Annotated in this window: 13 protein-coding genes; 8 read left to right on the forward strand and 5 right to left on the reverse strand. The window is 69.8% G+C overall.

What is annotated here, in order from left to right; translation table 11 throughout:
• Positions 1-17: 17 nt before the first annotated feature.
• Complete coding sequence (locus tag QRN26_RS00255) at positions 18-824, reverse strand: alpha/beta fold hydrolase (RefSeq protein WP_056777790.1); 807 nt, start codon at positions 822-824, stop codon at positions 18-20.
• A gap of 267 nt (positions 825-1,091) precedes the next feature.
• On the opposite strand from QRN26_RS00255, the gene QRN26_RS00260 reads away from it, so the two are divergent.
• The 7 genes from QRN26_RS00260 (at position 1,092) to QRN26_RS00290 (ending at position 8,786) form a co-directional block, all read left to right on the forward strand.
• Complete coding sequence (locus QRN26_RS00260; protein ID WP_285034836.1) at positions 1,092-1,997, forward strand: EamA family transporter; 906 nt, start codon at positions 1,092-1,094, stop codon at positions 1,995-1,997.
• Between the two features lie 114 nt (positions 1,998-2,111).
• The gene (locus QRN26_RS00265; RefSeq protein ID WP_285034837.1) at positions 2,112-3,053 is read left to right on the forward strand and encodes a phosphate/phosphite/phosphonate ABC transporter substrate-binding protein; all 942 of its coding nucleotides are present in this window, start codon (positions 2,112-2,114) and stop codon (positions 3,051-3,053) included.
• A gap of 55 nt (positions 3,054-3,108) precedes the next feature.
• Positions 3,109-3,945, forward strand: a complete 837-nt coding sequence (gene phnC / locus QRN26_RS00270; RefSeq protein WP_285034838.1) for a phosphonate ABC transporter ATP-binding protein — start codon at positions 3,109-3,111, stop codon at positions 3,943-3,945.
• Complete coding sequence (locus QRN26_RS00275; RefSeq protein WP_285034839.1) at positions 3,942-5,699, forward strand: PhnE/PtxC family ABC transporter permease; 1,758 nt, start codon at positions 3,942-3,944, stop codon at positions 5,697-5,699. Before phnC ends, QRN26_RS00275 begins: the two co-directional genes overlap by 4 nt.
• A complete protein-coding gene (locus QRN26_RS00280) occupies positions 5,696-6,889 on the forward strand; it encodes a TIGR03364 family FAD-dependent oxidoreductase (RefSeq protein ID WP_285034840.1) in 1,194 nt (397 codons plus the stop codon). Before QRN26_RS00275 ends, QRN26_RS00280 begins: the two co-directional genes overlap by 4 nt.
• The gene (locus QRN26_RS00285) at positions 6,886-7,608 is read left to right on the forward strand and encodes a phosphonatase-like hydrolase (protein ID WP_285034841.1); all 723 of its coding nucleotides are present in this window, start codon (positions 6,886-6,888) and stop codon (positions 7,606-7,608) included. Before QRN26_RS00280 ends, QRN26_RS00285 begins: the two co-directional genes overlap by 4 nt.
• The gene (locus tag QRN26_RS00290) at positions 7,605-8,786 is read left to right on the forward strand and encodes a zinc-binding dehydrogenase (RefSeq protein WP_285034842.1); all 1,182 of its coding nucleotides are present in this window, start codon (positions 7,605-7,607) and stop codon (positions 8,784-8,786) included. The genes QRN26_RS00285 and QRN26_RS00290 overlap by 4 nt, the downstream gene beginning before the upstream one ends.
• Here QRN26_RS00290 and QRN26_RS00295 read toward each other — a convergent pair.
• From QRN26_RS00295 to QRN26_RS00315, 4 genes are all read right to left on the reverse strand, one after another.
• Positions 8,783-9,541: a GntR family transcriptional regulator gene (locus QRN26_RS00295; RefSeq protein WP_235526809.1), complete on the reverse strand. Its 759-nt coding sequence runs from the start codon at positions 9,539-9,541 to the stop codon at positions 8,783-8,785. The genes QRN26_RS00290 and QRN26_RS00295 overlap by 4 nt on opposite strands.
• 47 nt (positions 9,542-9,588) lie before the next feature.
• Positions 9,589-10,008, reverse strand: coding sequence for a hypothetical protein (locus QRN26_RS00300; protein WP_285034843.1), 420 nt, complete (start codon positions 10,006-10,008; stop codon positions 9,589-9,591).
• 399 nt (positions 10,009-10,407) lie between these two features.
• Positions 10,408-11,781, reverse strand: coding sequence for an FAD-dependent oxidoreductase (locus tag QRN26_RS00310; protein WP_285034844.1), 1,374 nt, complete (start codon positions 11,779-11,781; stop codon positions 10,408-10,410).
• Between the two features lie 11 nt (positions 11,782-11,792).
• A complete protein-coding gene (locus QRN26_RS00315; protein WP_285034845.1) occupies positions 11,793-12,548 on the reverse strand; it encodes an aquaporin in 756 nt (251 codons plus the stop codon).
• A gap of 48 nt (positions 12,549-12,596) precedes the next feature.
• Here QRN26_RS00315 and QRN26_RS00320 point away from each other — a divergent pair, with 48 nt between their 5' ends.
• A complete protein-coding gene (locus tag QRN26_RS00320; RefSeq protein ID WP_285034846.1) occupies positions 12,597-13,271 on the forward strand; it encodes an arsenate reductase/protein-tyrosine-phosphatase family protein in 675 nt (224 codons plus the stop codon).
• The last annotated feature ends 19 nt before the right edge of the window (positions 13,272-13,290 follow it).

Here is a 13,290-nt window from a genome sequence, read left to right on the forward strand (position 1 = left end):
GACGTTCTCGTTCTCGATCATCGGGCTTCGTCCAGTGCGTCCAGGAAACGCAGGAGTGCTGTCGTCACGGCCTCGGGAGCATCCTGCGACGGCACGTGCCCAGCGTCAGGGATCACCACCTCGCCGTTCCCCTCGTGCTCAGCCCAAGCGGGCATCGCCTTCGCGATGTTGCCGGTTCGATCTTGCGCGCCTCTGATGAGGCACAAGGGGATCGGTGTGCGGTAGCGAGGTGCGGGTCGGACGAATGAGGCGGTCGCTTGCCAGATCGCGAGGAAGTGTCGCTTCGGCACTTGTGAGAAGGCGCGCATCAAGTCCTGCTGTGCCGCGTCCGTGACGGCCGAGGCTCGAGCCATGAGGCCTGGAAGTGTGCGCGCGGGGATGAGGCTGAGCGTAGGAGCTGCCAGGTGGAGCAGTCGCCGCTCCATCCACCCGAGTGGTCCGGAGTTCCAGGTCGCGTCGATGACGACGAGTCCCGAGTACGCCTCCGGTTCTCGTCTGACCATCTCCTGGGCGATGTTCCCGCCAAGGGAGTGACCGACCAGCACGGGATGGTCCAGGCCGAGCTCGGATATGAGTGCTTCTGCATCTGCGACGAACAGGTCTGCCGTGATTCGCGAGCGGTTGGGCCTCGACAGCCCGTGCCCCCTCATGTCCCAGACGACTGCTCGGCGACCGGAGTTCGCCACGGCGCCGGCTTGCTTCTCGAACGACACATGGTCTGCTCCAGCGCCATGCAGAAACAGCACCGCGCGCCCGCCGGGCCCCGAGTCCCGGAAGGCCACCGAGCACCCGTTCAGCGGTAGCGTCGCGTTCAGATTCACCATGTCTTGAATCTAACGACTCCCGCCGATGCGCCGGTCGAACCGTGCTCGTGGCCGCAGTGCGCCAGACGGCCGTGACCCGAGTGTTCACCTCGCGCGTCATACTCGTCTGCTAGCGTCGTCGGCGATAGCGCCTAGGGTTCCGGAGCAGCAGTGCTCGGCTGGTCCGAGCGGCGCCACGGTCGAAGCCCATGCGACGGCCGTCATCTGACAGGACAAAAGCCCGGAGGACCCTCCTTTGTCGCGCCCGCGACCAGGAGAAGGGTCGTCATGTCCTCGCTCGCCGTCCTCATCGTCCTCTCCGCTGCGGTCGCCCACGCGGCCTGGAACGTCCTCGCCCACGGGGTGAGTCGCATCGGTCTGCCGTTCCTCTGGTGGGGAGCCGTGGTCAGCACCGCGCTGTGGGCCGGCGTCATCCCGTTCACCGGGGGAATCGGATCCGGCGGGCCGGACGGATCGGGTGATCTCGCCGGTTTCCTCCTCGGCGTCGGCGTGTCCGGGGTCATCCACGTGGGCTACATGCTCGTGCTGCAGCGGGGCTACGCGACCGGCCGCCTCTCGACCGTGTACACGACCGCCCGGGGGACCGGGCCGACGATCAGCGTGGTGGTCGCCGTGCTCCTGCTCGGCGAACGCCCGTCGGGCATCGCGTTGATCGGTGTGGTGGCGATCCTCGCCGGCGTCGTCGCCGTCGGACTCGCCGACCGGGGGACACCCGGAGGACCCGATGTGCGGATGGCTGGACGCCGGCGGCGCATCGACCCGGGCGTCCTGTGGGGTCTCCTCACCGGCGTCGCCATCGCCACGTACACGATCTGGGACGCCCACGCCGTGCGGACCTGGGAACTCTCACCCGTGGCGTTCATGGTCGGCTGCACGCTCATCGAGATCCCGATCTACTCGATCGCGCTCGGCCGCCGCCGCCGAGAACTGGCCGGCGTGCTGCGACGGCACTGGCCCCGACTCCTCGCCTTCGGCGTGCTCTCGCCGCTGTCCTACATCCTCGTGCTGATCGCCATCACGATGGCGCCGGTCGCGCTCGTCGCGCCGATGCGGGAGATCAGCGTGGTGCTCGTGGCCCTGTTCGGCGTCGTGGTCCTGCGCGAGGGGAGACCCGGGTGGCGGATCGCCGCCTCGCTGATCGTGGTCGTGGGCGTGTTGCTGCTCGCCGGGTAAGCGTCGAGATAGGCATACAAGAGATGAACTTCGCCTGAACTGGCGCGACATAGGTACATTTGTTCGCTGTTGCGTGTCACGATGCTGACGTCCCCTTCACACCGAAAGGCCGTCATGACCCTCCGCCGTTCGCAGTTCGCCGCCGCCCTCGCAGGTGCAGCGCTGCTCGCCACCGTCCTCTCAGGATGTTCCGCCTCCGCGGCCTCCACCTCCACCGACTCAGCCTCCGCAGCGGGCTCGAATGCCGGCACCTTCGCCGTCGACGAGAACACCCTCGTGTTCGGCGTCGTGCCGGACTCGGTCGAGACCGAGACCAACTACCAGCCGCTCATGGACTACATCGCCAAGGAGACCGGCAAGAAGGTCGAGTACCACGAGTCGACCGACTACGCGGCGCTGATCGAAGCCTCGATCGCGGGTCAGATCGATGTCGCCTCCTTCTCGGGCTTCACCTACGTCACCGCCGCGAACAACGGAGCCAAGCTCACCCCGATCTCCTCGATCGTCACCAAGGAGGGCCAGGAGCCCGGCTACTACTCCCAGGCCATCGTCCCGAAGGGGAGCGACATCACCGATCTCGCCGGCTTCAAGGGCAAGAAGGTCTGCTTCGTCGACCCGTCCTCGACCTCGGGCTACCTCTTCCCCAGCTACAACCTGCTCGAGGCCGGCGTCGACCCCGAGAAGGACATCACCCCGGTCTTCGCAGGCAAGCACGACGTCAGCGTCACCAAGGTCGGCGAGGGCGTGGAGTGTGAGGCGGGCTTCGCCGAGGACAGCGAGGTCGCCAAGTCCGACAAGGTCACGGTCATCGCCGAGACCATGGTCCCCGGAGCGCCCATCGTGATGTCGAGCACGCTGCCCACCGAGGTGCAGTCGAAGCTGACCGACGTCCTGGCTGACGTCACCATCGACCAGATCATCAAGGCCGGTGTCACCTCCGCCGACACCGACGGCTTCCGCAGCGTCTTCTACGAGACCAAGCCGGTCGACGACACGTACTACGACACGATCCGCGACATCTGCAAGAAGACGAACGCCACCCAGTGCAAGAGCTGATCGAGCCCGGCCACTGAACCGTCCACCCGCTGACGAACCCGACCCGGAGACTCCCATGACGAATCCCCAGACACCGACCGAGACCGTGGTACGACTGTCCGACGTGACGAAGCGCTTCGGCGCGACACTCGCACTCGACGGCGCATCGCTCGAGGTGCAACGAGGCGAGATCGTCGTCCTCCTGGGACTCTCCGGGTCGGGCAAGTCGACCCTGCTCCGCCACCTGGACGGGCTCGAGCAACCGAGCGCCGGCACCGTCGAGGTCCTCGGCCAGCCGGTGCCCGACCTCTCCGGCCGACGACTCCGCACCCTGCGCGGCCGAGTCGGCTTCATCTTCCAGCAGTTCGAGCTCGTCCCCTCGCTCACCGTGCTCGAGAACGTGCTCACCGGGTCGCTCGCCACCGTCCGCGGCCCACGTCTCGGCCTCTGGTCGTACGGCCGTGCCGGCAAGCTCGCCGCGCTCGGGCACCTCGACCGCGTGGGACTGCTCGACCGCGCCTACCAGCGGGCCGACACCCTCTCCGGCGGCCAGCAGCAACGCGTCGCCATCGCGCGCGCCCTCATGCAGGACCCCGAGATCCTCCTCGCCGACGAGCCGGTCGCCTCGCTCGACCCCGAGTCGAGCGACCAGGTGATGGCGCTCATCCGCGAGATCGCCGTCGACCGCGGCCTGACCGTGGTGTGCAGTCTCCATCAGGTCGATCTGGCCCTCAGCTGGGCCGATCGCATCGTCGGTCTCCGTCACGGCAACGTTGTGCTCGACACGCCGACCGAGGGACTGAGTAAGGCGCAGGTGATGGAGATCTACGGCCGGGTCGCGACCACCACCAGCGAGCTGCACGCCATCGAGACCGAGCTCCTCGTCGACGCCGTCAGCGAGACCCCGCGATGAGCGCTGACACACGCACTCGACCCGACACCCGGACGGGCCTGCGCACCGCGGACGGCCCGGCAGGTCCTGTCGGGCGTGTCCCTCGCCGCGCCGTCTCGCCGGAGCGCATCGCCGCCGTCCTGACCCTGCTCGCGCTCCTGGCCGCGTCGATCGTGGCGCTGAACAGCATCGGGATCGATCCGGCCAGGATGGCCCAGAGCTGGTCGAACGCCGAACGCTTCTTCGGTCGGGTGGGCGCCATCTCCTTCCCCGACCGCGGCGAGTTGCTGTACCTCACCGGCTTGACGCTCGGGCTCGTGATCTGCGGCACCCTCCTCGCCGCGGTCATCTCGGTGCCGATCGCCTACCTGGCCGCGTCCAACACCACCCCCGGCACCGGGTGGCGTGCGTTCGCCCGCTTCTTCGGCGTGCTGACCCGGGCGATCCCGGACGTCGTGTTCGCCATGGTCTTCGTGCTGGTCTTCTCGCTCGGGACGCTGCCCGGGATCCTGGCGATCGGCATCCACTCCATCGGCATGATCTCGAAGATGTTCGCCGATGCGATCGAGCAGATCGACGAGGGCCCCCGCCTCGCCATCCGGGCCGCCGGAGGCAGCCGGATGCAGGAGTTCACCGCCGGGGTGCTGCCCCAGGTCATGCCCTCGTGGGTGGCGACCGTGCTGCACCGCAACGACATCAACCTGCGCGGCTCGGTGATCCTCGGCTATGTCGGTGTCGTCGGCCTCGGCATGCAGATGTCGTTCGCGTTCAAGTCCCTCGACTACGGCCTGGGCCTCGGGTACGCCGTCGTCATCTTCGTGCTCTGCGTCGTGATGGAGATCGTCTCGAGCGCGGTGCGCGCCGCCATGCTCGGCATCGCGCCCACCGGCCGGGGCCTCGGTGACCGGGTGCTGCGCGGCATCCGCCGTGGCCGCGACGCCTCGCGGCCGGGCACCTCACGCGGTCGGGCACCCGTCGCGACGGTTGACGACGCACTGCGCCGTCCGTGGACGGCGACCCGCGTGCGGAACACCACCTGGGGCTGGCTCGCGGTCGCCGTGGTGGTCGGCAGTGTCCTGATCTGCGACATCCAGTGGCGCGACCTCCTCACCGTGTGGGCGAAGGTCCCGGCCGTCGCGGTGCAGTTCTGGCCGCCGTCGTTCGGCAGCTACGAGCTGTCGACCATGACCGACGCGATGGTCGAGACGATCGCCATCGCCCTCGCCGCCACCCTCCTGACGCTCGTGGTCTCGATCGTGGTCGGGTCGCTCGCGGCCAGGAACGTCGCACCGAGCCGGGGGGTGCGCGGCGGGATGCGGTTCCTGCTCGTCGCCGTCCGCGGCATCCCCGAGATCATCCTCGCCATCGTGCTCATCGTCATCTCCGGGCTCGGCACCCAGGCCGGCACCATCGCCCTCGCGATCGGTGGCGTCGGACTGCTCGGCAAGCTCATCGCGGACTCCTTCGAGGAGGTCAAGGCCGGCCCCGAACGGGCACTCACCGCCGCCGGTGCGTCCCGACTCCAGGTGTACGCCGGCGCGACCGTCCCGCAGGGTGTCCGCGCCCTGATCGGTCACACCTTCTACATGCTCGACACCAACATCCGCGCGGCGACCCTGCTGGGCATCGTCGGCGCCGGGGGAGTCGGCTACTACCTCCTCAACGCCAGCCAGGGCTCGAACTACGGCGTCGTCACCGCGATCGTGCTGATGATCCTCGTCACGGTGCTCGTCGTCGAGGGCATCGCCATCTGGATGCGGCGGGTGTTCCGATGAGCGGCGCCGCAGGGGGAGTCTCCGCAGCTCCGGAGCGCTTCGACGTCGTCGTCGTGGGTGCGGGCATCGTGGGGCTGGGCGCGGCCCTCGCGGCCGTCGACCGCGGCCGCTCCGTGCTGGTGGTCGACCGCGCGTCCGAGATCGCGGGGGCGAGCATCCGGAACTTCGGTCACCTCTGCTTCACAGCGCAGTCGGGCGTCGCCCGGGACTACGCCGCGACGTCGCGGAAGCTCTGGCTGCGGCTGGCCCGCGACGCCGGCTTCTGGATCGACCAGGCGGGCACCCTTGTCGTCGCCCGCCATGACGACGAACTCGCGCTGCTCCGCGACCTGGCCGAGCGACGACGGCCCCAGCACGACGCTGAGGCGCCCGAGGTCGAGCTGCTCACCGCTTCCCAGATCGAGGCACTGGCCGCGTTGCCGGCCGGCACTGCGGTCGGCGGCGCGAGGCTGCCCCGCGACCTGCAGGTCGACCCCCGGTTCGCCGCCGACGCCATCCGCGACCATCTGGCCGCGCGCGGGGTCGTCTTCCGGATGCGCACCGCAGCCGGACGGATCACCGGCGGACGCGTCGAGACCAGCCGCGGCCCGGTCGACGCAGGCCTCGTGGTCGTCGCCGTCAACCACGACATCGACCAGCTCTATCCCGAGCTCGCCGAACGACACGGCGTCATCCGGTGCGGCTTGGACATGCTGCGGGTGACCGCCGACCTCCCGCGTCCACTGGGTGGCCCCCTGCTGACCGGGTGGTCACTCATCCGGTACAGCGCGTTCGCCGGGCTTCCTGGCTCGGCCGCTGTGCGCGAGCGCCTCGGGCGGGAGCGGCCCGAGCTGGCCGCCCTCGACCTGAACCAGATGTACACGCAACGGCCCGACGGGTCGCTCATCGTCGGCGACAGTCACTGGAAGGGGGAGACCGTCCCGCCGTTCCAGCCGGAGGCCGCCCCGGAGGCGTTCCTCGCGGAGTTTCAGGCGCTCTTCGACCGCGACCCGGCCGTCGTCGAACGGTGGCAGGGCGTCTACGCCACGGGGCCCGAGGAGTTCCTCATCGAGGAGGTCGAGCCGGGCGTGCTGGTCACCGTCGTGACGACCGGCATCGGCATGACCACCGGCCTCGGGCTCGCCGAACACGTCGTCGGAGGCCATCTCGACACCCACTCCCGTCCGCTGACAGAAAGCACGAGACCATGACCATCACGACCACGACCACCACGATCCCCGACAGCCCCACGGGCGTCCCCGTCGAACTCGTCGTGCTCGACATGGCCGGCACCACCGTCGTCGACGACGGCATCGTCGAGCGCGCCTTCGAGCGTGCCGCACGCCGCACCGGCCTCGACACCCGGCGCCCGCTCGAGGAGTCGCTGCAGTACGTCCGCGACACGATGGGGCAGTCGAAGATCGAGGTCTTCCGCCACCTCACCGGCGGGGACGAGGACGCCGCGCAGGCCGGCAAGGAGGCCTTCGAAGCCGCCTACGCCGAGCTCATCGACGAAGTCGGGGTCGACCCGATCCCCGGCGCATCCGACGTGATCGCCGGCCTCCGCGCGTCGGGGCTCAAGGTCGCACTGACGACCGGGTTCTCGCCCGCCACCCGTGACGCCGTGCTCGCCCGCCTGGGCTGGGAGGTCGACGCCGCCCTCTCGCCCGCCGACGCCGGCCGAGGCCGCCCGGCGCCCGACCTCGTGCTCGCCGCACTCATCGCCACCGGAGCGACCTCGGTGGCCTCGGTGATCGTCGTCGGTGACACCACCAGCGACATGCGCTCGGGCCGGAACGCGGGTGCGGGGCTCGTCGTGGGCGTGACCACCGGTGCGCACACCCGGGACCAGCTGACCGAGGCCGGGGCCGACGTGGTACTGGACAGCGTCCGGGAGCTGACCGCCCTGCCGCGACTGGCCACGCGGTGACGCTCACGCACGAGGCGACGACGGTGCGGATCGAGCTCGACCCGGCACCGACCGCGATGGTGTGGGTGCAGGCCGGGCGGCGTCACGAGCGCATCGCGGTGCCGTCGGTCTCGCTGGCACCGGGCGAAGCCCTCGTCGCGATCGAGCTGGCGACCATCTGCGGCTCCGACGTGCACACCGTGCTGGGGCACCGCGAGGCCCCCACGCCGCTGGTGCTCGGCCACGAACAGCTCGGCCACGTCGTGGCCGTCGGCGACGGTGCCGTCACCTCCTCCGGAGCACCGTTGCGGGCGGGGCAGCGCGTGGTGTGGGCGCTCACCGTCGGATGCGGTGCCTGCCCCACCTGCGTTCGCGGGCTCCCGCAGAAGTGCCAGACCGTGCGCAAGTACGGCCACGAGCGGCTCGAGACCGGGTGGGAGCTCAGCGGGGGATTCGCGTCGCACGTGCACCTGAAACGCGGCACCGCCATCGTGCCGGTACCCGACGACGATCTCCCCGCCGAGGTGCTCGCACCCGTCTCGTGCGGCACCGCCACGGCAGTGGCCGCCCTCGAGGCCGCCTCGGCGATCGTCGCGCTGGACGGTGAGGTCGTGATCGTGCACGGTGCCGGGCTGATCGGTCTCACCGCCTGCGCGATGGCGAGCGACGCGGGAGCGAGGGTCGTCGTGGTGGACCCCGCCAAGCGGCGTCGCAAGCTGTCGACCCGGTTCGGCGCCGCGGCCACGGTCGACCCGACGGAACCGGGATCACTCCAGGCCGCGCTGGATCTCGTCGGAACTCGGCCGCTCGTGGCGATCGAGGCGTCCGGATCCCCGCTCGGTGTCGCCGCGTCGATCGACGTGCTGGGGATCGGCGGCGTCGCCGTGCTGGTCGGCAGCGTGTCGCCGAGCGACCCCGTCGCCCTCGACCCGGAGAGCGTGGTGCGGAGGCTCGTCACCATCCGTGGTGTGCACAATTACGCACCGACGCATCTCGAGCAGGCAGTCCGCTACCTCGCCGAACGCCACGAAGCACACCCGTTCGCCGAACTGGTGGGGGCGATGGTGGCGCTCGGTGACCTCGACGACGGCCTCGAGGCCGCCATGGGTGGACGGGCCGTCCGCATCGGCGTGGCCCCAGGCTTGGCTCCGCTCGTGCCCGGCCATGCGACCCGCGAGGCCGGGTCGCCCCAGCGCTAGGCGGGTTCAGCGCCGATCGCGCCGATCGCCCGGATGAAGTGTCCGCCCTCACGAGCCCGTCCCGAGGCGGAGACCGTGAACCGGATGATGTCGCTGCGGTACCGGTCGTCGGAGGCCTCGAAGATGCGGCCGTCCGGGCCCCTCGTGACCCGGTGGAGGCGGAGGATCGGGGTGCCCGGTTCGACATCGAGCAGTCGGCTGTCGAGCTCGTCGGCGGCGACGGCGTCGATCTCGTGGTCGACGTCCTGGTAGCCGTAGCCCCGCCCGTTCAGATACTCGGTGATCGAGACCGTGTCGAGGTCGACGTCGAACAGCGCCCGGCCGACCTCCTCGATGAAGGTGAGTCGCTCGAGCATGGTGGGGCGCCCGTCGAGCAGGCGCAGCCGGACGACCTCGACGATCGGGTCGCCGACCGCGATGCCGAGGGCGGCGGCCTTCTCCTCGTCGGCGCGACGCAACGACACCTCCTGGGTGCGGGCGCCTGGCGTGGTGCCCATCGATTCCGCCCAGCGCGTGAACGGGATGGACACATCTGCCGCCTGCTGCGCCTTCCGCTCGGCGACCCGGGCAGGCCTGCCGCGCCGGGTCTCGATGAGGCCCTCGTTCCGCAGCGCCGCCAGGGCGTTCCGGATCGGCCCGCGCGAACTCCGCCACAGCTCGGCCAGCTCGCCCTCGCTCGGCACGTCGTCACCCGGCGACAGCTCGCCGCTCACGATCTTGCGGCGGAGGTCATCGGCTATCTGGACGTACAGCATGGCGGACACATAGGCATACTAGTTGTCGCCCTCGACGTGCAGGGTGGTCAGGCTGTGCCGTCCACGTCGCCGCGTCCTCGTGTGGATGATCGTCCGAACCAGATCCAGAGCGGACGAGCCGTGACGGCGATGATCACCGCGAACAGGCTCTGGTTGGCGATTCCGAAGACCGAGAGCCCGCCGATGGTCAGAAAGACGGTCCAGTTGACCGCGATGTCCGCGACGATCACGGCGCTGCCGAGCACGATGCCGGAGCGCCGACGAAGGATGATCAGCACCACGGTCACCGGATCGAGGATCGTGAGTGACACCCAGAACAGCCGCACTCCGGGAGGGAAGCCGCCGTAGACGTCCAGTCCGCCGAAGATCAGGTCCGCCGTGTGCGTGGTCGTCCCGATGAGGAAGCCGATCACCCACAGGATTTGGAACACCCTCAGCGGTCGTGCTGGTGCGGGGAGAGCGGGCATGCGCCCATGGTACTGAGTCGGCGGTGACCGGCGAGCCGGGGTACCGATGGGTCGCCGGCGACGAGACCGCGTCCCGGCCGTGGCAGCTCTACGCGATCTACCTGGCGGCGTCGCACTACGGAAGCGGCGCGGCCCAGGCATTGCTCGATGCAACGATCGGCGCCGAGCCGGCGATGCTCTGGGTGGCGAAGGAGAACCCCGCGCGACGGCGTTCTACGTGCGTAACGGCTTCGCCTTCGATGGTGTCGAGCAGGTGGATCCCTCCGCGCCGTCCATCACCGACGCCCGCATGGTCCGGTAGGCGCTCTCGCCTCGGACACCATCCGTTGCAGCGGAGGCTGTACGGCGAGACCTCTCCGACGTCCCGGTACACGCGCTGCGAGCCGGACGCAGCGGTGACTATCTGGTCCGCGCCTCGCGGCTCCACGCCTGCGTCGCGACCTGGACCGCGTCCCACGGGGAGCCGAGTGGTGGCGTGTAGGACAGGTCGAGGTCGCTCATCGCGTCGACCGTCATGCCGTGGTGCAGGGCGGTGGCGTAGGTGTCGACGCGTTTCGCGATTTCCGCCCCGCGGGTGCCGACGAGCTGCGCACCGAGTAGTAGCCCGCTGTCGGTCGCTCCGGTGATCCGGATGCTGATCGGTGTTGCGCCCGGGTAATAGGCCTTGTGGTCGTCCGCGATCGCCGTGGAGCTGTGCGCTGCGTACCCGGCCGAGACGGCTTCGTGGTCGCGGAGACCGGTGCGGGCGGCGACCAGGTCGAAGACCTTCACCACCTGTGTGCCGAGCGACCCGGCGAAGCGGGCGTTGCCGCCGATCGCGTTCTCGCCCGCGACCCGGCCCTGCTTGTGCGCTGTCGTGCCGAGCGGCAGATACGTGACGCCCAGGAGGCGGTGGTGGGTGACGATGCCGTCGCCGGCCGCCCAGACGTGCGGTAGGCCGGTGCGCATCTGCTCGTCGACCATGACCGCGCCGCCGGGTCCGGTCGTCGCGCCGGCCTCCGTGAGCAGGCTCGTGTTCGGCCGGACGCCGACGACGACGAGCACGAGCTCGGCGCTGCGCTCGAACGGCTGGCCGGCCTGCTGGCCGGTCACGGTGAGGCCGGTGCTGGTCTTGCTGATGCGCTCAACGCGAGTGCCGATCACGACGTCTACACCATGGCGGGTGAGTTCGTCGTGGACGAGCGCGCCGAGTTCCGGATCGAGGGTGGAGAGCACTTCCGGACCGCGCTGCAACTGCGTCACCTGCAGGCCGCGCGCGGTGAGGGCTTCGGCCATCTCGAGACCGACGTACCCGGCGCCGACGATGATCGCGGTTTCCGGCTGGTGAGTGTCGAGGCAGCGCTCGAGGGCGAAGGTGTCGCCCATCGAGTGCAGCAGGTGCACACCGTCGTCAGGGCCGAGCTGGTCGAGGCCCGTGATGCCGGCGGTGGAGGGTGAGGCTCCGGTGCCGACCATGAGTTCGTCGTAGGCGATCGTCGACACCGGGCCGTGCTCGTCGCGGACGGTGAGGCGCTGCCCGGCGACGTCGATACCGGTCGCAAGCGTGTTCAAGCGCAGGTTCATGCCGGTGGCTTCGAGGTCGGCGTGGGTGCGGTGTGCGAGGGACTGCCAGGGCTGGACCTCGCGGGAGAAGTAATAGGGGATGCCGCAGATGGAGAAGTTCGGGTAGGCGTCCGCGACGATCACCGTCACGTCCATGGAGGGGTCGAGTTCCCGGGCGCGGAGAGCGGTGGAGATACCGGCATCGCTGCCGCCGATGACTGCGAGATGCATGAGGGTGCCTTTCAGAGCTGAGCTGCGGGATGGGGAGCCACGGCCGCAGCGGTGCTGCGCGCGGGAGTCGGGTAGAGCAGGAGCACCAGGCCGAGCCCGATGGTCGCGCCAAGGAGCTCCGCGAGGAGGAACGGGCAGACCGAGGCCGGGGCGATCCCGGCGAAGGTGTCGGTGAACATGCGAGCGATCGTCACGGCAGGGTTCGCGAACGACGTCGAGCTGGTGAACCAGTACGCCGCCCCGATGTAGGCACCTACCGCGGCCGCAGCCACCGCGCCCTTTCCGGAGCGAGCGAGGGCGAAGATTACCAGGAGGAGCCCGGCGGTCGCGACGATTTCACCGAGCAGCGTCCCGGCGCTCGCCCGGTCCGTCGTGGAGAGCGCTGGTTCGGTATCGAACATCGCCCCAGCCAGCACTGTGCCCGCGGTCCCGCCGACGATCTGCGCGACCACATACGGCAGCAGGTCCCGCAGCGGCAGCCCGTGCGGCGTGCCGCGGTTCACCCACCAGTCGACGAACGAGACCACGGGGTTGAAGTGCGCGCCGGACACCGGGCCGAGGATGAGGATCAGCACGGCGAGCCCGAGCGCGGTCGCCAGACTGTTCTGCAGCAACTGCAGCCCGACGTCATTCGGAGACAGCCGCTGCGCCATGATCCCGGAGCCGACGACGATCGTCACCAGCAGTCCAGTGCCGACGAACTCGGCCAGCATCCGACGCAGCAGATGCGGTCGGACCGGGGTGGGTGCGGGGTTCGGTGGGTTCATGGCGGCATCATCTTGACTCACCAAGTTACTTCAGTCAATATTGAACCAATGAACATCGAACGAACTGAAGCGGTCGAGGCGCGGGCAGCGAAGCACGCCGCGCTCAGCGATCCCACGCGCCTGCAGATGATCGACCTCCTCACCTTGGGGGATCTGTCCCCGACGGAGATCCGGGTCGCGCTCGGCACCCCGGGTAACCTGCTCACGCACCACCTGAACGTGCTCGAATCCGTCGGCATGATCACCCGCACGACGTCCGAAGGCGACAAGCGCCGCAGCTACGTGCGCCTCACCCCCGGCGGGTTCGACGGCCTGATGCCCGGCGCTGCAGGCGCGGCCAGCCGAGTCGTGTTCGTGTGTTCCGCGAACTCCGCCCGATCGCAGCTCGCCGCCGCCCTCTGGGCGCGGCAGAGCAGTATCCCCGTCGCCTCCGGCGGCACCCACCCCGCCGAACGCATCGCACCTGGCGCGATCGCTGCTGCTGCACGCCACGAGCTCGCCCTCCCGTCGAGCGCGCCGAGCGCACTGGATGCGGTGCTGAGCGATGGGGACTTCGTCATCACGGTCTGCGACAACGCACACGAGGAGATCGGCGTCACGGGCGATCTGCACTGGTCGATCCCCGACCCGGTACGCGTCGGCACCGATGCCGCGTTCGACGCCGCCTACACCGAATTGGAGCGCCGCATCGCGGACCTCGCTCCCCGCCTGCTCGCCTCCTGACCAGAAAGCACCCAGCGCC

It is taken from the genome of Plantibacter sp. ME-Dv--P-095 (assembly GCF_030209365.1).
GTDB lineage: Bacteria > Actinomycetota > Actinomycetes > Actinomycetales > Microbacteriaceae > Plantibacter.